This is a genomic window from Pseudomonas sp. A-RE-22 (assembly GCF_019956035.1).
In the GTDB taxonomy this organism is placed as follows: domain Bacteria; phylum Pseudomonadota; class Gammaproteobacteria; order Pseudomonadales; family Pseudomonadaceae; genus Aquipseudomonas; species Aquipseudomonas brassicacearum.
Map to the genome: position 1 here is coordinate 48,692 of NZ_JAHBCZ010000088.1, position 20,662 is coordinate 69,353.

Annotated in this window: 17 protein-coding genes and 2 riboswitches; of the genes, 5 read left to right on the forward strand and 12 right to left on the reverse strand. The window is 62.5% G+C overall.

The genetic code is table 11. From position 1 onward, the window contains the following. Positions 1–56: 56 nt before the first annotated feature. The 4 genes from KGA89_RS28835 to KGA89_RS28850 all read right to left on the reverse strand — a co-directional run bounded on the left by KGA89_RS28835 (position 57) and on the right by KGA89_RS28850 (position 3,993). On the reverse strand, positions 57–920 hold the full coding sequence (locus KGA89_RS28835) for a LysR family transcriptional regulator (protein ID WP_003200177.1): 864 nt from the start codon (positions 918–920) through the stop codon (positions 57–59). A gap of 63 nt (positions 921–983) precedes the next feature. Beyond that, positions 984–2,702 (reverse strand): hydrogenase maturation protein, encoded by a 1,719-nt coding sequence (locus KGA89_RS28840; RefSeq protein ID WP_223473136.1) that lies wholly within the window; start codon positions 2,700–2,702, stop codon positions 984–986. 214 nt (positions 2,703–2,916) lie between these two features. After that, the gene (locus KGA89_RS28845; RefSeq protein ID WP_003200180.1) at positions 2,917–3,231 is read right to left on the reverse strand and encodes an SCP2 sterol-binding domain-containing protein; all 315 of its coding nucleotides are present in this window, start codon (positions 3,229–3,231) and stop codon (positions 2,917–2,919) included. Positions 3,232–3,282: 51 nt separating this feature from the next. After that, a complete protein-coding gene (locus KGA89_RS28850; RefSeq protein WP_223473137.1) occupies positions 3,283–3,993 on the reverse strand; it encodes a histidine phosphatase family protein in 711 nt (236 codons plus the stop codon). 226 nt (positions 3,994–4,219) lie between these two features. Between KGA89_RS28850 and sohB the strand changes: the two genes are divergently transcribed. Beyond that, on the forward strand, positions 4,220–5,251 hold the full coding sequence (gene sohB / locus KGA89_RS28855; protein ID WP_223473138.1) for a protease SohB: 1,032 nt from the start codon (positions 4,220–4,222) through the stop codon (positions 5,249–5,251). Positions 5,252–5,462: 211 nt separating this feature from the next. On the opposite strand, the gene KGA89_RS28860 is transcribed toward sohB, so the two are convergent. After that, on the reverse strand, positions 5,463–5,957 hold the full coding sequence (locus KGA89_RS28860; RefSeq protein ID WP_003200186.1) for a DUF934 domain-containing protein: 495 nt from the start codon (positions 5,955–5,957) through the stop codon (positions 5,463–5,465). Continuing rightward, positions 5,941–7,599, reverse strand: a complete 1,659-nt coding sequence (locus tag KGA89_RS28865) for a nitrite/sulfite reductase (RefSeq protein ID WP_223473139.1) — start codon at positions 7,597–7,599, stop codon at positions 5,941–5,943. Before KGA89_RS28865 ends, KGA89_RS28860 begins: the two co-directional genes overlap by 17 nt. Before the next feature lie 503 nt (positions 7,600–8,102). On the opposite strand from KGA89_RS28865, the gene KGA89_RS28870 reads away from it, so the two are divergent. Further along, a complete protein-coding gene (locus KGA89_RS28870) occupies positions 8,103–9,242 on the forward strand; it encodes an ABC transporter substrate-binding protein (RefSeq protein ID WP_003200192.1) in 1,140 nt (379 codons plus the stop codon). Positions 9,243–9,316: 74 nt separating this feature from the next. Here KGA89_RS28870 and KGA89_RS28875 read toward each other — a convergent pair whose 3' ends face one another. Then, positions 9,317–9,535, reverse strand: a complete 219-nt coding sequence (locus KGA89_RS28875) for a DUF2970 domain-containing protein (RefSeq protein ID WP_003200193.1) — start codon at positions 9,533–9,535, stop codon at positions 9,317–9,319. Between the two features lie 54 nt (positions 9,536–9,589). Beyond that, positions 9,590–13,300: a methionine synthase gene (metH, locus tag KGA89_RS28880; protein WP_027912557.1), complete on the reverse strand. Its 3,711-nt coding sequence runs from the start codon at positions 13,298–13,300 to the stop codon at positions 9,590–9,592. 156 nt (positions 13,301–13,456) lie between these two features. On the opposite strand from metH, the gene KGA89_RS28885 reads away from it, so the two are divergent. Together KGA89_RS28885 and nfuA are read left to right on the forward strand one after the other, a co-directional pair. Further along, a complete protein-coding gene (locus tag KGA89_RS28885) occupies positions 13,457–15,748 on the forward strand; it encodes a fatty acid cis/trans isomerase (RefSeq protein WP_223473140.1) in 2,292 nt (763 codons plus the stop codon). A gap of 115 nt (positions 15,749–15,863) precedes the next feature. Continuing rightward, positions 15,864–16,448, forward strand: a complete 585-nt coding sequence (gene nfuA, locus KGA89_RS28890) for a Fe-S biogenesis protein NfuA (RefSeq protein WP_003182850.1) — start codon at positions 15,864–15,866, stop codon at positions 16,446–16,448. 180 nt (positions 16,449–16,628) lie between these two features. Here nfuA and cobM read toward each other — a convergent pair whose 3' ends face one another. From cobM to KGA89_RS28910, 4 genes are all read right to left on the reverse strand, one after another. Beyond that, on the reverse strand, positions 16,629–17,375 hold the full coding sequence (gene cobM / locus KGA89_RS28895; protein ID WP_003200200.1) for a precorrin-4 C(11)-methyltransferase: 747 nt from the start codon (positions 17,373–17,375) through the stop codon (positions 16,629–16,631). A gap of 77 nt (positions 17,376–17,452) precedes the next feature. Beyond that, positions 17,453–17,857, reverse strand: a complete 405-nt coding sequence (locus KGA89_RS28900) for a cobalamin biosynthesis protein (protein WP_003200202.1) — start codon at positions 17,855–17,857, stop codon at positions 17,453–17,455. After that, positions 17,854–18,549: a CbtA family protein gene (locus KGA89_RS28905; protein ID WP_003200205.1), complete on the reverse strand. Its 696-nt coding sequence runs from the start codon at positions 18,547–18,549 to the stop codon at positions 17,854–17,856. Before KGA89_RS28905 ends, KGA89_RS28900 begins: the two co-directional genes overlap by 4 nt. Before the next feature lie 11 nt (positions 18,550–18,560). Next, positions 18,561–18,749 (reverse strand): CbtB domain-containing protein, encoded by a 189-nt coding sequence (locus tag KGA89_RS28910; protein WP_014338677.1) that lies wholly within the window; start codon positions 18,747–18,749, stop codon positions 18,561–18,563. Between the two features lie 99 nt (positions 18,750–18,848). After that, positions 18,849–19,072: riboswitch (cobalamin riboswitch) on the reverse strand. Between the two features lie 213 nt (positions 19,073–19,285). Next, positions 19,286–19,499, forward strand: a riboswitch (cobalamin riboswitch). 97 nt (positions 19,500–19,596) lie between these two features. Here KGA89_RS28910 and cobW point away from each other — a divergent pair. After that, positions 19,597–20,661 carry a cobalamin biosynthesis protein CobW gene (gene cobW / locus KGA89_RS28915; protein WP_038858232.1) on the forward strand — a complete coding sequence of 355 codons (1,065 nt, stop codon included), beginning with the start codon at positions 19,597–19,599 and terminating at the stop codon, positions 20,659–20,661. Position 20,662: the final 1 nt, after the last annotated feature.

Here is a 20,662-nt window from a genome sequence, read left to right on the forward strand (position 1 = left end):
TGAAGGCCCTTCGTGTTGCGAAGGGCTTTTTGGGCGAGGCCCTCACTCTCATAAACTCAGGTCAATGGATCCCAGCGCTGCGACCAGTCGCTGCCGGTCTTGACGATCTCTCGCAACACCTCGAATGCCTGCTGCAACGCTGCTGAATCCCGATCGCGGGAGTAGACCAGGTAAGTGGGGTAGTTGAATTCCGGTGCCTTGGGCACCCGTTCCAGGATGCCGCTGTCCAGGTAGCTCTGCACGACCCGGGTGCGGAAGTAACCGCTGCCGCCGTTTTCCAGGATGTACTGCAAGGCCAGGGGACCGAGGTTGAAGGTCACGGCGGCCTTGGCCTTGTCCGGTAGCGCGGTGTCGTGTTGGCGGCGGAAGTCAGCACTCCAGTCGATGTACACGTAGGGTTCGGGACGGGCGGCCAGGCGTACCAGGATGAGTTTTTCTTCCAGCAGCTGTTCTACCTGCAGGCGCGGCCAGTATTCGGGTTGATACACCACCGCCGCGTCCAGCAGCCCCAGCTCCAGCTGTTGCAGCAGTTTCTCGCCGTCGCGGATGTCCATGCGCAGGGCATGGCCGGGAATTTTCTGGCGCAGTTCGCCGGCCCAGGCGAGCATCAAGGGATTGCACAGGCTGACCTCGCCTCCCAGGTGCAAGACGTTGCGATAACCCTCGGGCAGTGGCAGGTCCCGGCGGGCTGCTTCCCAGGTCTGCACGAGCTGGTTGGCGTAGACCACAAACGCCTCGCCGTCGCTGGTCAAGCGCGCGCCGGCACGGTTGCGCACGAACAGCGCGCAGCCGAGCTGGCTTTCGAGCTTCTGCACCCGGGCGGTGATCGCCGTCTGGGTCACGTGCAGCTTTTCGGCCGCAGCAGCGAGGCTGCCGTGGCGGACGATTTCCAGGAAGGTGCGGGCGAGGTCGATGTCCATGTTCAGGCCGATACGGGGGAAGCGGGCATTGTAAGAGCTGCCGCGCCTCGCCGATACCGGGCATTATTGGACGGCTTGGGCCTGTGCTGTTCGCGCCCAAGGGGCGACCAGGCGTTCTGGTGTGCGGCAGGCCTTGTGCTTGAAGACGAACCCACGGCACTTGTCGGCGAAGCCGTGGCGATTGTCCACCATGTCATGTCGCATCTGCGCGAGCTCACCATCGCGGCACGCCTGGATCGCTGACAGGCTCCGCTCGGCCTTGCGAACCCGGATGCTTTCATAGTTCGGATCGAGCAGCGCACTGTTGGCTCGCTGCAGCAGCCACAGGCCGAACTCGTCGGGGCAGCGTGGTCCGATCTCCTGGACCATGCCGTAGCGCAACGCCTGGAGGGCGCTGATCGGCAGGCAGTCCTGGGTGAGTTTCCAGGCCATGTCCGGGCCGACCGCGCGGGGCAGGCTGTAGGTCCAGTATTCGGAGCCGTACAGGCCCATGGTCGCGTAGTGCGGGTTGAGCACGATGTCACGGCGCGCCAGCACGATATCGGCCGCGAGAGCCAACATCACACCGCCGGCCCCGGCGTTACCCGTCAGGCCGCTGACCACCAGTTGCCGTGCGCTGAACAACTCAAGGCAAACGTCATCGATGGCCTGGATGTTGGCCCAGGCCTCCAGGCCGGGTTCGGCGGCGGCCTGGATAACGTTCAGGTGCACACCATTGGAAAAGCTGCCGCGCCCGCCGCGGATCAACAGTACCTGAGTGTCCCGGGACTTGGCCCAGCGCAATGCCGCCACCAGCCGTTGGCATTGCTCAGTGCTCATCGCCCCGTTATAGAACTCGAACGTCAGCTCTCCCACATGGCCGCATTCCCGATAGCGAATGGGTTGGTAAGGCTCATCGCTGAACGGCTGGCGAGCCAGGGAACCGTCGAGCATCGGGACGCCTTCGAGCCGGTTCGACAATACGTGGCGTGCCGGACGCTTGAAGGTCTGTTCGCCGGGCTGCGGCTTGCGGCGCAGGGCGCCGATCCACAGGCTTGCATCCCCTGTCGCCACCAGCACCGCATCGTCACGCACGGCCAGCAGTTCGCCGGGCAGGCCGTGACGAACGTCCGGATGGGCGTCGTACAGGTAAAACTGCTCGCCGGCCAGGCTTGCCAGCACTCCGGGTTGACCGTCGGCGGCATCGATGCAGCGTTTTATGAAGCCGGTGCTGTCGTGCCAGCTGAAGGTGCGATGGGCCTGGGTCATGTTCGGTTGCAGGCGTCCGACCACGTCATGACGGTCATAGTCCAGTGGCACCGGGATGAAACCGTCGAGGTATTTTTCCACGACCTCGCGGATGCAACGAATGGCCGCATCGCTGACCGGGCCGTTATACAGCTCGGATTTGCGCAGGCCTTGGGGCAGGTCGAATTCGCAAGTGGCCCAGACTGGCCCGGCGTCCATTTCCTCTACCGCCTGCAACGCCGTGACACCCCAGCGTTCGGGCTGCCGAGTGATCGCCCAGTCCAGGGCGCTGGCGCCGCGGTCGCCAACAATTCCGGGATGAATGATCACCACCGGGCGCAACGGGTTGCGCCATAACTGCTCGGGTACGCGGTCCTTGAGGAACGGGCAGATCACCAGGTGGGCGCCGCTTTCTTCGATTTGCCGGCAGACCGAGGCCGGATCGGTGAACAGAACGACGCTGGGACGATAGCCGGCCTCGCGCAGGTCCAGCCAGGCGCGTTGGGTCAGGCCGTTGAAGGCACTCGATAGCAAAATGATCTTCAGTGTGGGCATGAGTCTCTTCCGTGAGATGAGCAGGCGCCGGCTCCCGATGAGCCGTCCCTGGCTTGATGGAAGCGCTACGTTAGCGCTTGGGGGAAGAGCGACAACTGACAGGGATCAAGGTTGTGAGTGCAACGCGGGATCAGGGGAGGGCAAAAACACGAATCCCGCCACGGGGGCGGGATTCGTCTGCAATCAAAGGCCCGCGAAGAACGCGAGCGCAGTCTCAGCCTGGGAACAGCTCGGACAGTTTCATGGCCAGCATCATGTCGCCTTCGGCGCGCAGCTTGCCGCCCATGAACGCTTGCATGCCGTCGGTGCTGCCGTCGACGATGCCTTGCAGGGTTTCGCCGTCCATCACCAGGGTCACCTGGGCGTCCGGGTTTTCACCTTCCTGCAGTTCGCAGGTGCTGTCCTTGACGACCAGCGAGAAATTCTTGGTATCGTCGATGCGGAAACCGAATACCAGGTCCAGGCCGGCAGCGGCGGCTGGGTTGAACTTGGCTTTCATGGCTTGTACGGCGTCGGCTACGGAGGTCATGGTTTCGATCCTTATTTGGGTGGTACAGCAAGGGTCTACAGTAATCCGGACTCAGCGAAAGGTGATGAGGTCCGGGGCCTTCAGCAGTTGCAGGTGGGCATGGCTGTTGAAGGAAGCCAGGGCCACCTCGCGGCCCCTGAATTTCAGGTGGTTGAGCGAGGTGTTGACGATTTGCCAGTTCAATTCGAAGGCCTGTCGGGCCGGTATCCGGGTGATCAGGTGGAGCAGGGCGGTGATGGTGCCGCCGGAGGTGAACACGGCGATTTTATGGGTGTTGTCGGCTTGCTCCAGGATGCGGTGCAGGCCCGCCTGGACTCGCTCGACAAAACCCAGCCAGCTTTCCAGGCCCGGCGGGTCATACTGGCCGCTGAGCCAGCGTTCGACGATCAGTGCGAAGATGCGCTGGAATTCGGCGCGGTTCTGCGCAGCGTTGCGCAGGATATGCAGCGCCTCGGGCTCTTGGGGAAGCATGTCCGGCAGCAGGGCGCGAATGACCGCGTCGGCATCGAACTCGTTGAACGCGGCGTCGATTTCCAGCTCGGGAACCGGCAACCCGGCGGCGGACATCTGGCCCAGCGCACCGATGGCGGTATTCTGTTGGCGACGCAGGTCACCCGAGAGGCAGCGATCGAATACGACACCGAGCTCCGCCAGGTGACCGCCGAGCACTTGCGCCTGGCGCACGCCATTGGGTGAAAGGACATCGTAGTCGTCCGCACCAAAGGAGGCCTGGCCATGTCGAATCAGATAGATACTGCCCACGTCCGCGTCATCCCGGTACGTTGAAGGTTTGGCGAGGTTATGGGGATGGCGGTGAGCTGTCAATGAAAAAACATACGCTTGTTTGAAATGCCCGTTGCAGCCTTGTCCTGCCTCGCTCGCGTTAAGGTAACCAGCGGTTTCATGACTGGTCGCGACGCAGGCGCATGGGTATGCTGGGACCGTTACGCGCCTGCGTTCAGTGGCGCATTGCATTTAAGGAGTTGCTGTGGAGTTTTTCATCGAGTACGCCGGTTTCCTGGCCAAGACCGTGACGTTGGTGATCGCCATCCTGGTGGTGCTGGCCAGTTTTGCGGCGCTGCGCAGCAAGGGGCGACGTAAGTCGACCGGCCAGTTGCAGGTGAGCAAACTCAACGATTTCTACAAGGGGCTGCGTGAGCGCCTGGAACAGACGCTGCTGGACAAGGATCAGCTCAAGGTTCTGCGCAAGGCCGAAGGCAAGGCTGAAAAGGCCGGGAAGAAAAACAAGGACAAGCCGGCGGCCAAGCCCCGGGTGTTCGTGCTGGATTTCGACGGTGACATCAAGGCCTCGGCCACCGAGAGCCTGCGTCATGAAATCACTGCGCTGCTGACCCTGGCGACGCCGAAGGATGAAGTGGTGCTGCGCCTGGAAAGTGGCGGCGGCATGGTCCACAGCTACGGCTTGGCTTCGTCGCAACTGGCGCGGATCCGTCAGGCCGGCGTGCCGTTGACAGTCTGCATCGACAAGGTCGCGGCCAGCGGCGGCTACATGATGGCGTGCATCGGCGAGAAGATCATCAGCGCTCCCTTCGCGATCCTGGGCTCCATCGGCGTCGTCGCGCAATTGCCCAACGTCAATCGGCTGCTGAAGAAACACGACATCGATTTCGAAGTGTTGACGGCCGGGGAATACAAACGCACGTTGACGGTGTTCGGCGAAAATACCGAGAAGGGCCGGGAGAAATTCCAGGAAGACCTGGACATCACCCATGAGCTGTTCAAGAACTTCGTGTCCAACTACCGCCCGCAACTGGCCATCGATGAAGTGGCGACCGGTGAGGTCTGGCTGGGTGTCGCGGCGCAGGGCAAGGGCTTGGTGGACGAGCTGAAAACCAGCGATGAATACCTGGCCGAACGCGCCAAGGGTGCCGAGCTGTACCACCTGCACTACGCCGAACGCAAAAGCCTGCAGGAACGCATCGGCATGGCGGCCAGCGGCTCGGTGGATCGCGTGCTGCTCAGTTGGTGGAGCCGCCTGACCCAGCAGCGGTTCTGGTAATTCGGGGGCAGAACCGCCAATTCCCTGTGGGAGCGAGCTTGAGCTTGCTCGCGAAAGTGGTGGCACAGCCAACATCCTCTGTCCAGACACACCGCCATCGCGAGCAAGCTCGCTCCCACAGTGGTTCGGGGGGGAGCTGGGCATTGATCATTCAGAAACAAAAAAGCCCTGAACCGGTACACCCGGCTCAGGGCTTTTTCGTAGGGCTTTCTCAGCGACGACGGAACAGCGGCAGCGGCTCGTCAGTGGCTGCCTGGTAGGTCACCGAGAAGTCCTTGAGGCTTTCGAGGGCTTCGTAGGGATCTTTGTCGGCGCGCAAGGCAAAGGCGTCGAAGCCGCAGCGGCGCATGTAGAACAACTGGTCGCGCAGTACGTCGCCAATCGCCCGCAATTCACCCTTGAAACCATAGCGGTCACGCAGCAGGCGGGCGTTGGAGTAGCTGCGCCCGTCGGTGAAGGCCGGGAAGTTCAAGGCGATGACCTGCAACTGGTTGGCGTCCTCGCCGATTTCCTCGGCTTCCTCGTCGGCGTCCAGCCACACGCCCAGGCCGCCGTCGCGGGCCTTGAGGGCGTGGGCATGATCGCGCCACAGGGCCAGGGGCACGATCAGGTCGTCACAGTTGGAGATGCCATCGAGGGTCGCGTCCTTGGGCAGCAGGTGCCAGGTTTCGTCGACAACCTCGTTGTTCTTAATGATTCGCTGCATAGACGCGTTCCTTGAAGAGGTCGATGCCAATACGTTGGTAAGTGTCGATGAAGCGCTCGTCTTCGGTACGTTGTTCGATGTACACGTCGATCAGCTTCTCGATCACGTCAGGCATGTCGTCCTGGGCAAACGACGGGCCGAGGATCTTGCCCAGGCTGGCGTCGCGGCTACCGCTGCCGCCCAGGGAGACCTGGTAGAACTCTTCGCCTTTCTTGTCCACGCCCAGGATGCCGATGTGGCCGACGTGGTGGTGACCACAGGCGTTCATGCAGCCGGAAATGTTCAGGTCCAGCTCGCCGATGTCGAACAGGTAGTCCAGGTCGTCGAAACGACGCTGGATCGATTCGGCGATAGGGATCGACTTGGCGTTGGCCAGCGAGCAGAAATCGCCGCCCGGGCAGCAGATCATGTCGGTCAGCAGGCCGATGTTCGGGGTGGCGAAACCTTGCTCGCGCAGCTCGCCCCACAGGGTGAACAACTGGCTCTGTTCAACGTCCGCCAGGATGATGTTCTGTTCGTGGGAGGTGCGCAGCTGGCCGAAGCTGTAGCGCTCGGCCAGGTCGGCCACGGCGTCCAGTTGCTTGTCGGTGATGTCGCCTGGCGCGACGCCGGTCGGCTTCAGGGACAGGGTCACCGCGACATAACCCGGCTTCTTGTGGGCCAGGGTGTTGCGGGTGCGCCAGCGGGCGAAGCCTGGGTGTTCCTTGTCGAGGGCTGCCAGTTCGGCGTCCTGATTATCCAGCGCCTTGTACTGCGGGTCGACAAAGTGCTTGGCGACGCGATGCACTTCGGCTTCGGTCAGGGTGGTCTGGCCGCCGCGCAGGTGAGCCATCTCGGCTTCGACCTTCTCGGCGAACACTTCAGGCGTCAGGGCCTTGACCAGGATCTTGATCCGCGCCTTGTATTTGTTGTCGCGACGGCCGTAGCGGTTGTATACCCGCAGGATGGCGTCGAGGTAGCTCAGCAGGTCCTGCCACGGCAGGAACTCGTTGATGAACGCGCCGACCACCGGCGTACGCCCCAGGCCACCGCCGACCAGGACACGGAAGCCCAGCTCGCCGGCCGCGTTGTAGACCGTTTCCAGGCCGATGTCGTGGACTTCGATGGCCGCACGGTCCGAGGTCGAGCCGTTGATGGCGATCTTGAACTTGCGCGGCAGATAGGCGAATTCCGGGTGGAAAGTCGTCCACTGGCGGACAATCTCGCACCACGGGCGCGGGTCGATCAACTCGTCGGCTGCGACACCAGCGAACTGGTCGGTGGTGACGTTGCGCAGGCAGTTGCCGCTGGTCTGGATCGCGTGCATCTGCACGGTGGCCAGTTCGGCGAGGATCTCGGGCACATCTTCCAGGGCTGGCCAGTTGTACTGGACGTTCTGCCGGGTACTGATGTGGGCGTAGCCCTTGTCGTAGTCGCGGGCAATTTTCGCCAGCTTGCGCACCTGGCGCGAGGTCAGTTGGCCATAAGGCACAGCCACGCGCAGCATCGGGGCGAAGCGCTGGATATACAAGCCATTCTGCAAGCGCAGAGGGCGGAATTCTTCTTCGCTCAGCTCGCCTGCCAGATAGCGTCGGGTCTGATCACGGAACTGCTTGACGCGGTCCTCGATGATCCGCTGATCGTACTCGTCATATACGTACATATAAGTCTCGGTCTCAGGCTTGGGCCGATCAGAAACAGCTGCATGTTGGCTCGCTGGAATCGGGTTCTGCCTCGGCAATTCTGCGCGCACGGCCGCGCACTCCTAGAGGAGCCGGTGCAAGATACCTGTTTTGAGTTATGCGCAAAAGTGATGTTTGAGTATATGTAAAGAACCAAATCGACTAATGAGATTGATTATTGCCTAACCCACATTTGTCGTACGGGCAATCATCGTCTTAACTGTGGTCGAGTCCCTATGCAATCACCTACAAAACCGACAAGAGGCGATGCAATGAGCAATCCGACCAAAGCAAGGAAAAGCGACAGTACTGTTGATGCCTGGGCCATTTTGTTCCTGATTATCCTGGTGGTGGGCACCGCAGTGTTCTGGGTCAGTCATCAATAAGTTCGAGCCGTTGCAGGCCACATGAAGGTCTCGTGTTCATGTGCCCGTTCGCCACCCGGGTCGTTATACTGGGTGGCGTATTATTTGGGGCGGGCGGGATGTCGAAGTTTATCTGTAGGCTACTGGGGCTGTTATGCCTGTCATTCTGGGCCCAGGCCCAGGCCGCCCATGTGGTTTCTTCTTCGTCCGAGGCGTTGCCTGGCAGTTCGGCTGCTCCTTCAGTCGTGTTCCTTAACCCGGGGTACTCCACCGAGCCCTTCTGGGTCAGCTACACCGAATTCATGCAAGCGGCGGCAAGCAAACTGGGCTTGCGGCTGCGCGTGGAGTATGCCGAGCGCGATCCCCAGCGGATGATTCGCCAGGCGCGGGAGGCCGTCACGGCGAAGGACCGTCCGGACTATCTGGTGTTGGTCAACGAGCAGTATGTCGCCCCGCGGATCCTGCAATTGGCGCAGGGCAGTGGGGTCAAGCTGTTCCTGGTGAACAACACGTTGACCAGCGATCAGACTCGCCTGCTGACAGAGAACGGTGCCCCACCTCCCGAGTTGCTCGGCAGCCTGGTGCCCAATGATGAGCGCAGCGGTTACCTGATGCTCAAGGAACTGTTGCGACAATACGGACCGTTGGCGCCTGGGCAGACGCTCGATCTGCTGGCTTTTTCCGGAAAGAAACTCACCCCTTCGGCGCAACTGCGCGAGAAAGGCCTGCTCCGGGCGCTGGCCGAGCACCCGCAAGTGCATCTGCGCCAGTTGGTCTATGGCGAGTGGAATCGCGAACGGGCTCATGAGCAGGCAAGCCAGTTGATCAAGCGCTATCCGCAGACCGCGCTGGTCTGGTCGGCCAATGATGAAATGGCCCTGGGCGCCATGCAGGCGTTCGAGGAAGCGGGTCGCCAACCGGGCAAGGATGTGTTGTTCAGCGCCATGAACAGCTCCAGGGCGGCGCTCCAGGCCCGCATCGACGGGCGCTTGAGCGTGCTGTTCACCGGGCATTTCAGCTTGGGAGGGTGGGCCATGGTGCTGCTCCATGATCACGCCCGGGGCGTCGACCTCGCGCGTCATGGCGGCTACAACCAGCAGATCGACCTGATGCAATCGCTCGATCCGGCCCGTGCCCGCGCGTGGTTGAACATGAATCCGGCCAAGGACTATCGCCTGGACTTCAAGCGCTTCAGCCTGGTGTCCCACCCGGATGGCGAGCGTTATGCCTTTTCGCTCGATGCACTGGGGCGGCGCTAGAGCGGCTCAGATCGAGATGGGCGATATGGCTGTTTCGGTTCGCAAGAGAGCTGTTTCCATACTGTGCAGACGTTCTATACGTCCGCAAAGTACAACACCAGATTGACGATCCCATACAACGTCAACCCGAAAATCACCGTAAACAGGATGCCGAGGATGATGAAGTGGCTCGGCTTGCCATGGGTGAAGTCGCGGGCGCGGTTTTTTCCGCTTTGCACGCCGAAGGCCGCCGCTCCCACGCTGTGGAGCATTTGCCAGAGGGTGGGCGGCTTATTTTCGGTTGGTTCGTCCATGATGCTCTCCATACACAAGGTCGTATGTAGAGAGCATAGCCAATTGCTGCGCACTCAGTTGTCGTAACCCAGGTTTGGCGACAGCCAGCGCTCCGTCACGCTCAGGTCCTGGCCCTTGCGGGCGGTGTAGCTCTGGACCTGGTCCTTGTCGATCTTGCCCACGGCGAAGTATTGCGCCTGGGGGTGGGCGAAATACCAGCCGCTGACCGCTGCTGCCGGGAACATGGCGTAGTGTTCGGTGAGGAACACACCGCTGCGCCCGGCCTTCAGTTCGCTGGCCTCGGGGTCGAGCAGGCGGAACAGGGTGGCCTTCTCGGTGTGGTCCGGGCAGGCCGGGTAGCCAGGGGCAGGGCGGATGCCGGTGTACTGCTCCTTGATCAGGGCGTCGTTGTCCAGGCTCTCGTCCTGGGCATAGCCCCAATAGTCTTTGCGCACCTGCTGGTGCAGCCATTCGGCACAAGCTTCGGCCAGTCGGTCGGCCAGGGCCTTGACCATGATCGAGTTGTAGTCGTCGCCGGCTTCCTGGTAGGCCTTGGCGACTTCTTCGGCACCGATGCCAGCGGTGGTAATGAAACCGCCGACGTAGTCGGTCACCCCGCTGTCCTTCGGCGCGACGAAGTCGGCCAGGGAGAAGTTCGGCTTGCCGTCGGTCTTGATGATCTGTTGGCGCAGGTGATGCAGGCGGGCCAGTGGCTTGCCATCGTCGCCGTAGACTTCCAGGTCATCGTCGTGCACCTGGTTGGCCGGCCAGAAACCGAACACGGCGCGGGCGCTGATGAGTTTCTCGTCGATCAGCTTGCGCAACATCGCCCGGGCATCGGCGTACAGCGCGGTGGCGGCTTCGCCGACCACTTCGTCGGTGAGGATGCGCGGGTATTTGCCGGCCAGGTCCCAGGAAATGAAGAATGGTGTCCAGTCGATGTATTCGGCCAGGACGTTCAGGTCGATGTTGTCCAGTACTTTGGCGCCCGTGAAGGTCGGCTTGACCGGCTGGTAGCTGCTCCAGTCGAACTGTGGCTTCTTGGCCACGGCGGCGGGGTAGCTCAGGCGTTCGGTGCGGGCGCTGCGGTTGGAAGTACGCTCGCGTACGTCGATGTAGTCCAGGCGGGTTTTCTCGACGAAAGCCGGCTTGAGCTCCTTGGACAGCAACTGGGTCGCCACGCCTACGGCGCGGGAGGCGTCGGTGACGTAGATCACCGCGTCGTTGCTGTACTTGGGCTCGATCTTCACCGCCGTGTGGGCCTTGGAGGTGGTGGCCCCGCCAATCATCAGCGGCAGGTGGAAGCCCTGGCGCTGCATCTCGCGCGCCACATGCACCATTTCATCCAGGGACGGGGTGATCAGCCCAGAGAGGCCGATGATGTCGCACTTCTGCTCCTTGGCCACCTGCAGGATCTTCTCCGCCGGCACCATCACGCCCAGGTCGACGATGTCATAGCCGTTGCAACCGAGCACCACGCCGACGATGTTCTTGCCGATGTCATGCACGTCGCCCTTGACCGTGGCCATCAGGATCTTGCCCTTGGCCTCCGGCTTGTCGCCTTTTTCCGCCTCGATGAACGGGATCAGGTGGGCCACGGCCTGCTTCATCACGCGGGCGGACTTGACCACCTGGGGCAGGAACATTTTGCCGGCGCCAAACAGGTCGCCGACGATGTTCATGCCGGCCATCAGCGGGCCTTCGATGACCTCGATCGGGCGGGCGAAAGACAGTCGCGATTCCTCGGTGTCTTCAACGATGTGGGTGGTGATGCCCTTGACCAGCGCATGCTCCAGGCGCTTGTTCACTTCCCAGCCGCGCCATTCCTCGGTTTCCGCTTCCTTGACGCTGCCGTCGCCCTTGTACTTGTCGGCGATGGCCAGCAGGGCGTCGGTGCCTTCGGGGGTGCGGTTGAGGATCACGTCTTCCACGGCGTCGCGCAGCTCCGCCGGGATCTGGTCGTAGATCTCCAGTTGGCCGGCGTTGACGATGCCCATGGTCAGGCCCGCGCGGATCGCATAGAGCAGGAACACCGAGTGGATTGCCTCGCGCACCGGGTTGTTGCCGCGGAACGAGAAGGACACGTTGGAGACCCCGCCCGAGGTCAGTGCGTAGGGCAGTTCGTCACGGATGTAGGCGCAGGCGTTGATGAAATCCACGGCATAGTTGTTGTGCTCTTCGATACCGGTGGCGACGGCGAAGATGTTCGGGTCGAAAATGATGTCTTCCGGTGGGAAGCCGACTTCATTGACCAGGATGTCGTAGGAGCGCTTGCAGATTTCCTTCTTGCGCGCCTCGGTGTCGGCCTGGCCGGCTTCGTCGAAGGCCATCACCACCACGGCGGCACCGTAGCGCTTGCACAACTTGGCGTGATGGATGAACTGCTCGACGCCTTCCTTCATGCTGATGGAGTTGACGATGCCCTTGCCCTGGATGCACTTGAGGCCGGCTTCGATCACCTCCCACTTGGAGGAGTCGATCATGATCGGTACGCGGGAGATGTCCGGTTCGCCGGCAATCAGATTGAGGAAGGTCACCATGGCCTTCTTCGAATCGAGCATGCCCTCGTCCATGTTGATGTCGATCACCTGGGCGCCGGCCTCGACCTGTTGCAGGGCCACTTCCAGGGCCTCGGTGTAGTTGTCCTCGCGGATCAGCCGGGCGAACTTGGCGGAACCGGTGATGTTGGTCCGCTCGCCGACGTTGACGAACAGCGAACTGCGATCGATGGTGAACGGTTCCAGGCCCGACAGGCGGCAGGCCCGCGGGATCTCCGGGATTGGCCGCGGCGCATAGCCGGCCACGGCCTTGGCGATCGCTTCGATGTGCGCCGGGGTGGTGCCGCAGCAGCCACCGACAATGTTCAGGAAGCCGCTCTGGGCGAACTCTTCGATGACCTTGGCCGTTTCGGCTGGCAGTTCGTCGTATTCACCGAATTCGTTGGGCAGGCCGGCGTTGGGGTGGGCCGATACGTGGGTGCTGGCCTTGTTCGACAGCTCCTCCAGGTACGGACGCAGTTCGCTGGCGCCGAGGGCGCAGTTCAGGCCCACGGAGATCGGCTTGGCGTGGGCCACGGAGTTCCAGAAGGCTTCGGTGGTCTGGCCCGAGAGGGTACGGCCGGAGGCGTCGGTGATGGTGCCGGAGATCATGATCGGCAGTTCGACGCCCAGTTCTTCGTAGACCCCTTGCACGGCAAAGATCGCCGCCTTGGCGTTCAGCGTGTCGAAAATGGTTTCGATCAGGATCAGGTCGGCGCCGCCTTCAATCAGGCCCTTGGTGGCCTCGGTGTAGTTTTCCACCAGTTCGTCGAAGGTCACGTTGCGGTAGCCGGGGTTGTTCACATCCGGTGACAGCGAGCAGGTGCGGCTGGTCGGGCCGAGCACGCCGGCGACGAAGCGCGGCTTGTCCGGGGTTTCCAGGGTCTTGGCGTCGGCCACTTTACGGGCCAGGCGCGCGCCTTCCAGGTTCAGCTCGTAGGCCAGGCCCTGCATGCCGTAGTCGGCCTGGGACACCTGGGTGGCGTTGAAGGTGTTGGTCTCCAGGATGTCGGCGCCGGCATCCAGGTAGGCTTTTTCAATGGCACCGATCACGTCGGGGCGGCTGAGCACCAGCAAATCGTTGTTGCCCTTGACGTCGCTCGGCCAGTCGGCGAAGCGCTTGCCGCGGTAGTCCTGTTCTTCCAGCTTGTAGCTCTGGATCATCGTGCCCATGCCGCCGTCGAGGATCAGGATGCGTTCCTTGAGGGCTTGCTGGAGAAGATAAAGGCGAGCGCTGCGATCAGACATAGGACTACCTGGAAAAAAAGACCATTACGAAGGCCGGGATGATAGCAAACCTGTGCAGGATTTGATCATGAGGGGCTTTTGCATGAATATCGCTCATGTTTGCAAGGCGATGCTGGCCCGGTAGAATCGCCGGACTATCTCTTAGGGACCCGAGACATGCCGTACCGCGTCTTATTCGGCAGTCTGTTGCTGCTGTTGTGTTTTACCGCAGCCGCCGGGAGTCTCGCTCCCGCGATCTCCTACACCCGCGACATCCAGCCGATCTTCACGGAAAAATGCGTGGCCTGTCATGCCTGCTACGATTCCGCCTGCCAGTTGAACCTGGGCAGCGGCGAAGGCGCGGCACGGGGGGCGAGCAAGCTGTCGGTGTACGACGGCGAGCGGCGCCAGGCGGCCGATCCGACCCGTTTGTTCTATGACGCCTCCGGCCAGCGCGCCTGGCAGCGCAAGGGTTTCTATTCGGTGCTCGATGCACAAGGCAGCCAGGCTGCCCTGATGGCGCGCATGCTGGAGTTGGGCCACCGCACGCCGTTGCAGCCCAACGCCAAACTGCCCGAAGAGATCGTGCTGGGCCTCAATCGTGAAAACAGTTGCGCGATGCCCGATCAATTCAACGAATACGCCGGTGCCCATCCCAAGGAAGGCATGCCCCTGGCCGTCACCGGCCTGACCGACCAGCAATACCAGACCCTGCAACGCTGGCTGGCCGCAGGCGCCCCCATCGATCAGCAGGCCCTGGCCCCGAGTGCCGCCGAAGCCTTGCAGGTGGTGCAATGGGAAAACCTGCTCAATGCCCCTGGCGCCCGGGAAAGCCTGGTGGGCCGCTGGTTGTTCGAGCATTGGTTCCTGGCGCACATCTATTTCAAGGACGGTGAGCCGGGGCATTTCTTCCAGTGGGTCCGTTCGCGCACGCCCACCGGCCAGCCGATCGACCTGATCAATACCCGTCGTCCGAATGATGACCCCGGTACCAGCGTCTATTACCGGCTCTGGCCGGTGCAAGGGGTGATCGTACACAAGACCCACATCACCTACGGCTTGAGCGCTGCGAAGATGGCGCGCATCAAGAGCCTGTTCTACAGCGGCAAATGGCAGGTTTCCGCGTTGCCGGGCTACGGTCCGGAGCGCCGGGCCAATCCGTTCTCCACCTTCGAAGCTATCCCGGCCCAGGCTCGCTACCAGTTCATGCTCGATAACGCCGAGTATTTCGTGCGCACCTTCATTCGCGGGCCGGTGTGCCGGGGCCAGATTGCCACGGACGTGATCCGCGACAATTTCTGGGCGTTGTTCCAAGCGCCCGAACACGACCTGTACATCACCGATCCGAACTACCGCGGCCAGGCCACGCCGCTGCTGGCGATGCCGGGGCAGAACGACGATGTGGGCAGCGTCGTCAGCCTGTGGCTCGACTACCGGGACAAGCGCAACGAATACGAAGCCTTGCGCCGCGACGTCTATGCCGACGCTCCGGCGCCGAGTTGGTCGACGCTGTGGGCCGGGAACGACAATGCGTTGCTGAGCATTTTCCGGCACTTCGACAGCGCCTCGGTCAACAAGGGCCTGATCGGCGAAGTGCCGCAGACGATGTGGCTGTTCGACTTCCCATTGCTGGAGCGCACCTATTACCAATTGGCGGTGAACTTCGATGTATTCGGCAACGTGTCCCACCAGGCCCAGACCCGGCTGTATTTCGATCTGATCCGCAACGGTGCGGAGCAGAACTTCCTGCGCCTGATGCCGGCCGACTCCCGGGAAGGCTACCTTGACGACTGGTACCAGGCCGGCGGCAAATTCAAGATGTGGCTCGATTACGAGACCATCGACGATGACAAGCCGACCGCCCTCAAGCTCGACGAGCGCGACCCCAAGGGCGATTTCGCCCTGCAATTGCTGGCCCGTTACGGCGAGCTGAATGCGCGCCCCGATCCGATCAACCGCTGCGACGGGGCCTACTGCTCGCGCCCGAACATCGACCCGGCGCTGCAAAACGCCGAACAGGCCCTCAGTCGGCTGGTGTCACGCCCGGCGGCGGGGCTCAAGGTGATCGACCAACTGCCGGAAGCGACCCTGCTGCGCGTCGAAACCGCCAGCGGTCATCGTGAGGTCTACAGCCTGCTGCGCAACCGAGCCCACAGCAACGTGGCGTTCCTGCTGGGCGAGGAGGCGCGCTACCAGCCGGGGCTGGACACGCTGACGGTCTACCCGGGTGTGCTCAGCAGCTATCCGAACTTCATGTTCAACATTCCGGCCGAGCAAGTGCCGGCGTTCGTCGAGGCCATGCAAGGCGCCCAGGATGCATCGGCGTTCGAGCGGATTGTCGAGCGCTGGGGCATTCGCCGCAGTCACCCGCAGTTCTGGCAGTACTTCCATGACCTGAGCCAGTACATCCAGGAGACGGAGCCCGTGGAAAACGGTGTGCTGGACATGAATCGCTACCAGAACCTCTGATCGACAGCACCGGTGGCAAACTCCGTGCCGCCGGGCTCTTTCCTGACAAAAATACTAGGACTTTGTCCGGCGCGATGATTGGCGTAAACTGCCGGCAAGCCTGCGAGGAGTTTCCATGACCGCCATTACCATTACCGATGCCGCCCACGATTACCTGGCCGACCTGCTGTCCAAGCAGAACACGCCTGGGATCGGGATCCGCATCTTCATCACCCAGCCCGGCACCCAGTACGCTGAGACGTGCATTGCCTACTGCAAGCCGGGGGAAGAAAAACCCGAAGACACCGCGCTGGGGCTCAAGAGCTTCACCGCGTACATCGACTCGTTCAGCGAAGCCTTCCTGGACGATGCGGTGGTCGACTACGCCACTGACCGCATGGGCGGCCAACTGACCATCAAGGCGCCAAACGCCAAGGTGCCGATGGTCAATGCCGACAGCCCGGTCAACGAGCGCATCAATTACTACCTGCAAACCGAAATCAACCCGGGACTGGCCAGCCACGGCGGCCAGGTTTCGCTGATCGACGTGGTGGAAGACGGCATCGCCGTACTCCAGTTCGGCGGCGGCTGCCAGGGCTGCGGCCAGGCTGACGTCACCTTGAAGGAAGGCATCGAGCGGACCTTGCTCGAGCGCATTCCGGAGCTCAAGGGCGTACGCGACGTGACCGACCACACGCAGAAAGAAAACGCCTACTACTGATTGTGGCGATACCATCTTGCGATCAGTTCGTAACCTGTGGGAGCGAGCTTGTGGGAGCAAGGCTTGCCCGCGATGCAAACACCTTGGTGTAGCGGATAGACCGAGGCGACGCCTTCGCGGGCAAGCCTTGCTCCCACAGGTTCGCTCCCGCAGGGGGATCCCGGTGGATTCTCTGGCGAGTCAGGGCCTGTAGAGATGCGCATGCCCGGCGCGGTACAGCGAAGACTCGCTGAACACATCGTTGCCCAGCACACGTCCCACCAGAATCAGCGCCGTGCGGCGAAAGCCCTTGGCGTGTACCTTTGCTGCGATATCGTCCAGCGTCCCCATCACCCAATCCTGATCCGGCCAGGTCGCCCGGTGGATCACGGCAATCGGGCAATCGGCGCCATAGTGGGGCCGCAGTTCGTCGACGATTTTTTCCAGATGATTGACCCCCAGGTGAATCGCCATGGTCGCCCCGTGCTGCGCCAGGCTGCCCAGTTCTTCCCCCGCGGGCATCGGGCTTTTGTCGGCGTAGCGGGTGAGGATCAGGCTTTGGGAAATATCCGGCAAGGTCAGTTCGGCGCCCAGCAGGGCGGCGCAGGCTGAGGTCGCTGTCACCCCCGGGATGATTTCGAAAGGGATGGCCAATTCCCGCAGGCAACGAATCTGCTCGCCGATGGCGCCGTACAGGCTCGGGTCGCCGGAATGCACCCGGGCCACGTCCTGGCCCTTGAGATGGGCGCTCTTGATCAATTCGATGATCTGTTCCAGATGCAGCTCGGCGCTGTTGATCACCTGTTCGGCACAATGGCCTTCAAGGACGGCGGTTGGCACCAGCGAGCCGGCGTAGATGATCACCGCGCACTGGCGGATCAGTCGCTGGCCTTTGACCGTGATGAGGTCCGGGTCGCCGGGGCCGGCGCCGATGAAGTAAACGGTCATGACCGGCTCCTGTGGAAGGTGGGTGAGCGTTGCCCAGATGAAGATCGCTCATGATCCTGGGCGCCGATTATCGGGATTTACGCCACGACCGCCAATGCCAACGTGCTCTTGGGGCCTTTTTGGCGAGTAATCAGTAGCGTCGCGGGCGATCTGCCCAACTGGTCGGCCAAGGCGAGGGCGGCGCTTTCGGCGATGCCGTAGCAACCGGTTCGCTCGAAGGCGATCTCGGAACGGTGACTGAGCCGCTGCTCGTAGCTGGCCAACTGTTCGACACTGAAGCAGGTCAGCGGCAGCGCCAGTTGCCCGGCCAGCTCCAGCAGCCCGGGCTCGTCACGCTTGAGGTCGATACTGGCCAGGGCCCGTACCCGATGAAGTTCGATGCCGTGGGCCAGCAGCGTCTGGTCGAGCAGGGCCCGCAGCGTGCTGGCCGGGCAACCACGCTGGCAGCCCAGGCCGATCACCAGGATCGGCTCGGCGCTCATGCGTCGTGGTGGGCTTGGCCGTCACGGCGAAACAGCCAGGCGCTGATCAGGCCCAGGGCCAGCCAGAACGCGACGTTGGTCAACTGCGAGGCGATCTTGAACTGGCTCTCCAGCGCTTCGGGCGCCAGCATCGAGTGGACTTCGGGCTGTGGCGCGCCGATGACGTGGGGCACCAGCAATGTTGCCACGCCCAGCACCTTGAGCAGCCAATGCTGGCCGAAGGCGATCAAGGCAATGCCCACCGCCGTGGACGCCGCGGTGCCGATCCACCACATCTGTCGTTGGGCCAGGTCGGCCGCTGCGGTGCCAGGCAATTCCGGGGGCAGGCCAAGCGTCGGCGCCAAGACGAAAGTGGCATAACCGGCCAGGCCCCAGAGCAGGCCCTGGGACGTGCGAGTCGGTGCGCGCAAGGTGTACAGGCCCGCCAGCATCAGGGCAAACCCCACGGCGACCACCAGGTTGCCGCCCGTGGTGGACAGCACGCGCTGCCAGCCGTCTTCCGGCTCCCAGGCCTCGGCATCATGGGTATGAGCCGCCCCGTCGGCGTGTTCATGGACCTCGGTCGCCGGGGCCTTCTCGAAGGTTTCCGCCTGGAGAATCAACGGCGATACCCAGAAACTTTGCAGCAGAGTCAGCAGCAGGGCGGCCAGCAAGCCGCTGAAACCAGCGGTCTGCGCGATACGCTTGATCATGTCGTCAGTTCTCAATGGCACGGGAATGCGGCGCTGTGACGGGTATCGTGAGCAGCGTTGTGCACCGCTTCGATGTGGGAGAAACCGGCGAAATAGACCAGCCCCGCGCCGAGGATGGAAGCAAGGATCGCGGCGCTCAGGCGTTGGCTCAGGGTGGTGGTGCTGCTGGCGGTGCGGGCGGTGCTGCTGATGGTCGACATGGCGCTTCCCTCTGTTCTTGTTCAGTGGGCATTCGAGCGCGATGAAACCCCGGGCGAAAGCCCGCCAAGGTTCGAACAGCGCCCGCCCACCGCGGGTTTGTTGATGCATGAGTCAAGGGCCGGTCTCCGGGCTCGCGAGGGGCGGGGCTTGCGCCTGGCCTGCAAGCGTCACCTTCCCATGTCCAGGGACACAGTGGTTCAGACGCTTCGCTCGCTTACCGTTGCGGGGGCAGCACCGGACTGACGTGGCTTTGGAGTAAAGCACACGATTCACCGGTTTCCCGTTTCACCCTGTGAAGGGCACCCGTAACTAGGCGTACAGGAGAGCATGGGCGGGGGCGGGGCGTCAATTGGCGTGGGTTCTCAGGCTGGCACCGAGTTGCGCCCATCGCGAGCAAGCTCGCTCCCACAATGAATCTCGCGGATCACAAAACTCATGTTCAACAAAGATCAACTGTGGGAGCGAGCCTGCTCGCGATGAGGCCCGGACATACACCGCAGAACACTCTGGCGATTGACCCGCCCCCACACCCTGCGTAGCCTTGCGCCTTCGAGGTTCTTCGGCACATGCCGGAGCTAAGAAGGGAACGCGGTCCAAGCCGCGGCTGCCCCCGCAACTGTGAACGGTGCTGTTTCTGCAAGGCCACTGTGCATGCCTTTAAAACGGGCGCACGGGAAGGCGCAGCAATTGCCAGTCGAAAGATTGGCCCGCCGTCAGCCAGGAGACCTGCCTCGAGACAGATTCTCACTACAACCGGGCGGGGTGATCCGGTGGCGAAATCTTCCGCGCACGCCTGTGCCAGCGGTTGTCGTCCCGTTTGCCCGCCACCTTGCCAAAGGGCATCCGATGAAAACACTGGCCAAACTCCCCGTCACCATCGTCACCGGTTTCCTCGGCTCGGGTAAAACCACCTTGCTGCGGCACATGCTCGACAACGCCCAGGGCCGGCGCATCGCCGTGATCGTCAACGAATTCGGCGAGCTGGGCATCGACGGCGAGATCCTCAAGCAGTGCTCCATCGGTTGCACCGAAGAAGAAGCCAACGGCCGCGTCTATGAACTGGCCAACGGCTGCCTGTGCTGCACGGTGCAGGAAGAGTTCTTCCCGGTGATGCGCGAACTGGTGGCCCGGCGTGGCGACCTCGATCACATCCTCATCGAAACCTCCGGCCTGGCCCTGCCCAAGCCGCTGGTCCAGGCCTTCCAATGGCCGGAAATCCGCAGCGCCTGCACCGTTGATGCGGTAATCACCGTGGTCGACAGCCCGGCCGTGGCCGCGGGTACCTTTGCCGCGTTCCCCGACCAGGTCGATGCCCAGCGCAAACTCGACCCGAACCTGGACCACGAATCGCCGCTGCACGAACTGTTCGCCGACCAACTGGCGAGCGCCGACCTGGTGATCCTCAACAAGGCTGACCTGATCAGCCCTGAGGACCTGGCCAAAGTTCGCCTGGAAGTCGCCGAAGAGCTGCCACCGGCGGTCAAGGTCATCGAAGCCAGCAGCGGTCGCCTGCCGCTGGACGTATTGATCGGCCTGGGCGCTGGTTCCGAAGAACACATCGACGGCCGCCACAGCCATCACGACCATCACCACGATGGCGACGATGATGACCACGATCATGACGCCTTCGATTCCATTTCCATCGAACTGCCCCAGGCTGACGAAAGCCTGTTGCTCGACGCGCTGACGCATCTGGTGGTCCAGCACGGAGTATTGCGAGTCAAGGGTTTCGCGGCGATTCCGAACAAGCCGATGCGCCTGTTGATCCAGGGCGTCGGGACGCGTTTCGACAAGCATTTCGACCGCCAGTGGGGCGCCGAGGAAGCGCGGGTCACCCGCCTGGTGCTGATCGGCCAGGCGCTTGACGCCGCGCTGCTCGAAGCGCAGTTGCGCGCCGCCCTCGGGGCCTAAG

Bases quoted from the DNA above. Each gene is read 5' to 3' on its own strand.
- KGA89_RS28865 (WP_223473139.1), bottom strand. From the start codon at position 7,599: ATGTACGTATATGACGAGTACGATCAGCGGATCATCGAGGACCGCGTC.
- KGA89_RS28840 (WP_223473136.1), bottom strand. From the start codon at position 2,702: ATGCCCACACTGAAGATCATTTTGCTATCGAGTGCCTTCAACGGCCTG.
- KGA89_RS28860 (WP_003200186.1), bottom strand. From the start codon at position 5,957: ATGCAGCGAATCATTAAGAACAACGAGGTTGTCGACGAAACCTGGCAC.
- KGA89_RS28845 (WP_003200180.1), bottom strand. From the start codon at position 3,231: ATGACCTCCGTAGCCGACGCCGTACAAGCCATGAAAGCCAAGTTCAAC.
- KGA89_RS28870 (WP_003200192.1), top strand. From the start codon at position 8,103: ATGTCGAAGTTTATCTGTAGGCTACTGGGGCTGTTATGCCTGTCATTC.
- cobW (WP_038858232.1), top strand. From the start codon at position 19,597: ATGAAAACACTGGCCAAACTCCCCGTCACCATCGTCACCGGTTTCCTC.
- KGA89_RS28910 (WP_014338677.1), bottom strand. From the start codon at position 18,749: ATGTCGACCATCAGCAGCACCGCCCGCACCGCCAGCAGCACCACCACC.
- KGA89_RS28905 (WP_003200205.1), bottom strand. From the start codon at position 18,549: ATGATCAAGCGTATCGCGCAGACCGCTGGTTTCAGCGGCTTGCTGGCC.
- cobM (WP_003200200.1), bottom strand. From the start codon at position 17,375: ATGACCGTTTACTTCATCGGCGCCGGCCCCGGCGACCCGGACCTCATC.
- KGA89_RS28900 (WP_003200202.1), bottom strand. From the start codon at position 17,857: ATGAGCGCCGAGCCGATCCTGGTGATCGGCCTGGGCTGCCAGCGTGGT.
- KGA89_RS28875 (WP_003200193.1), bottom strand. From the start codon at position 9,535: ATGGACGAACCAACCGAAAATAAGCCGCCCACCCTCTGGCAAATGCTC.
- KGA89_RS28835 (WP_003200177.1), bottom strand. From the start codon at position 920: ATGGACATCGACCTCGCCCGCACCTTCCTGGAAATCGTCCGCCACGGC.
- KGA89_RS28885 (WP_223473140.1), top strand. From the start codon at position 13,457: ATGCCGTACCGCGTCTTATTCGGCAGTCTGTTGCTGCTGTTGTGTTTT.
- metH (WP_027912557.1), bottom strand. From the start codon at position 13,300: ATGTCTGATCGCAGCGCTCGCCTTTATCTTCTCCAGCAAGCCCTCAAG.
- nfuA (WP_003182850.1), top strand. From the start codon at position 15,864: ATGACCGCCATTACCATTACCGATGCCGCCCACGATTACCTGGCCGAC.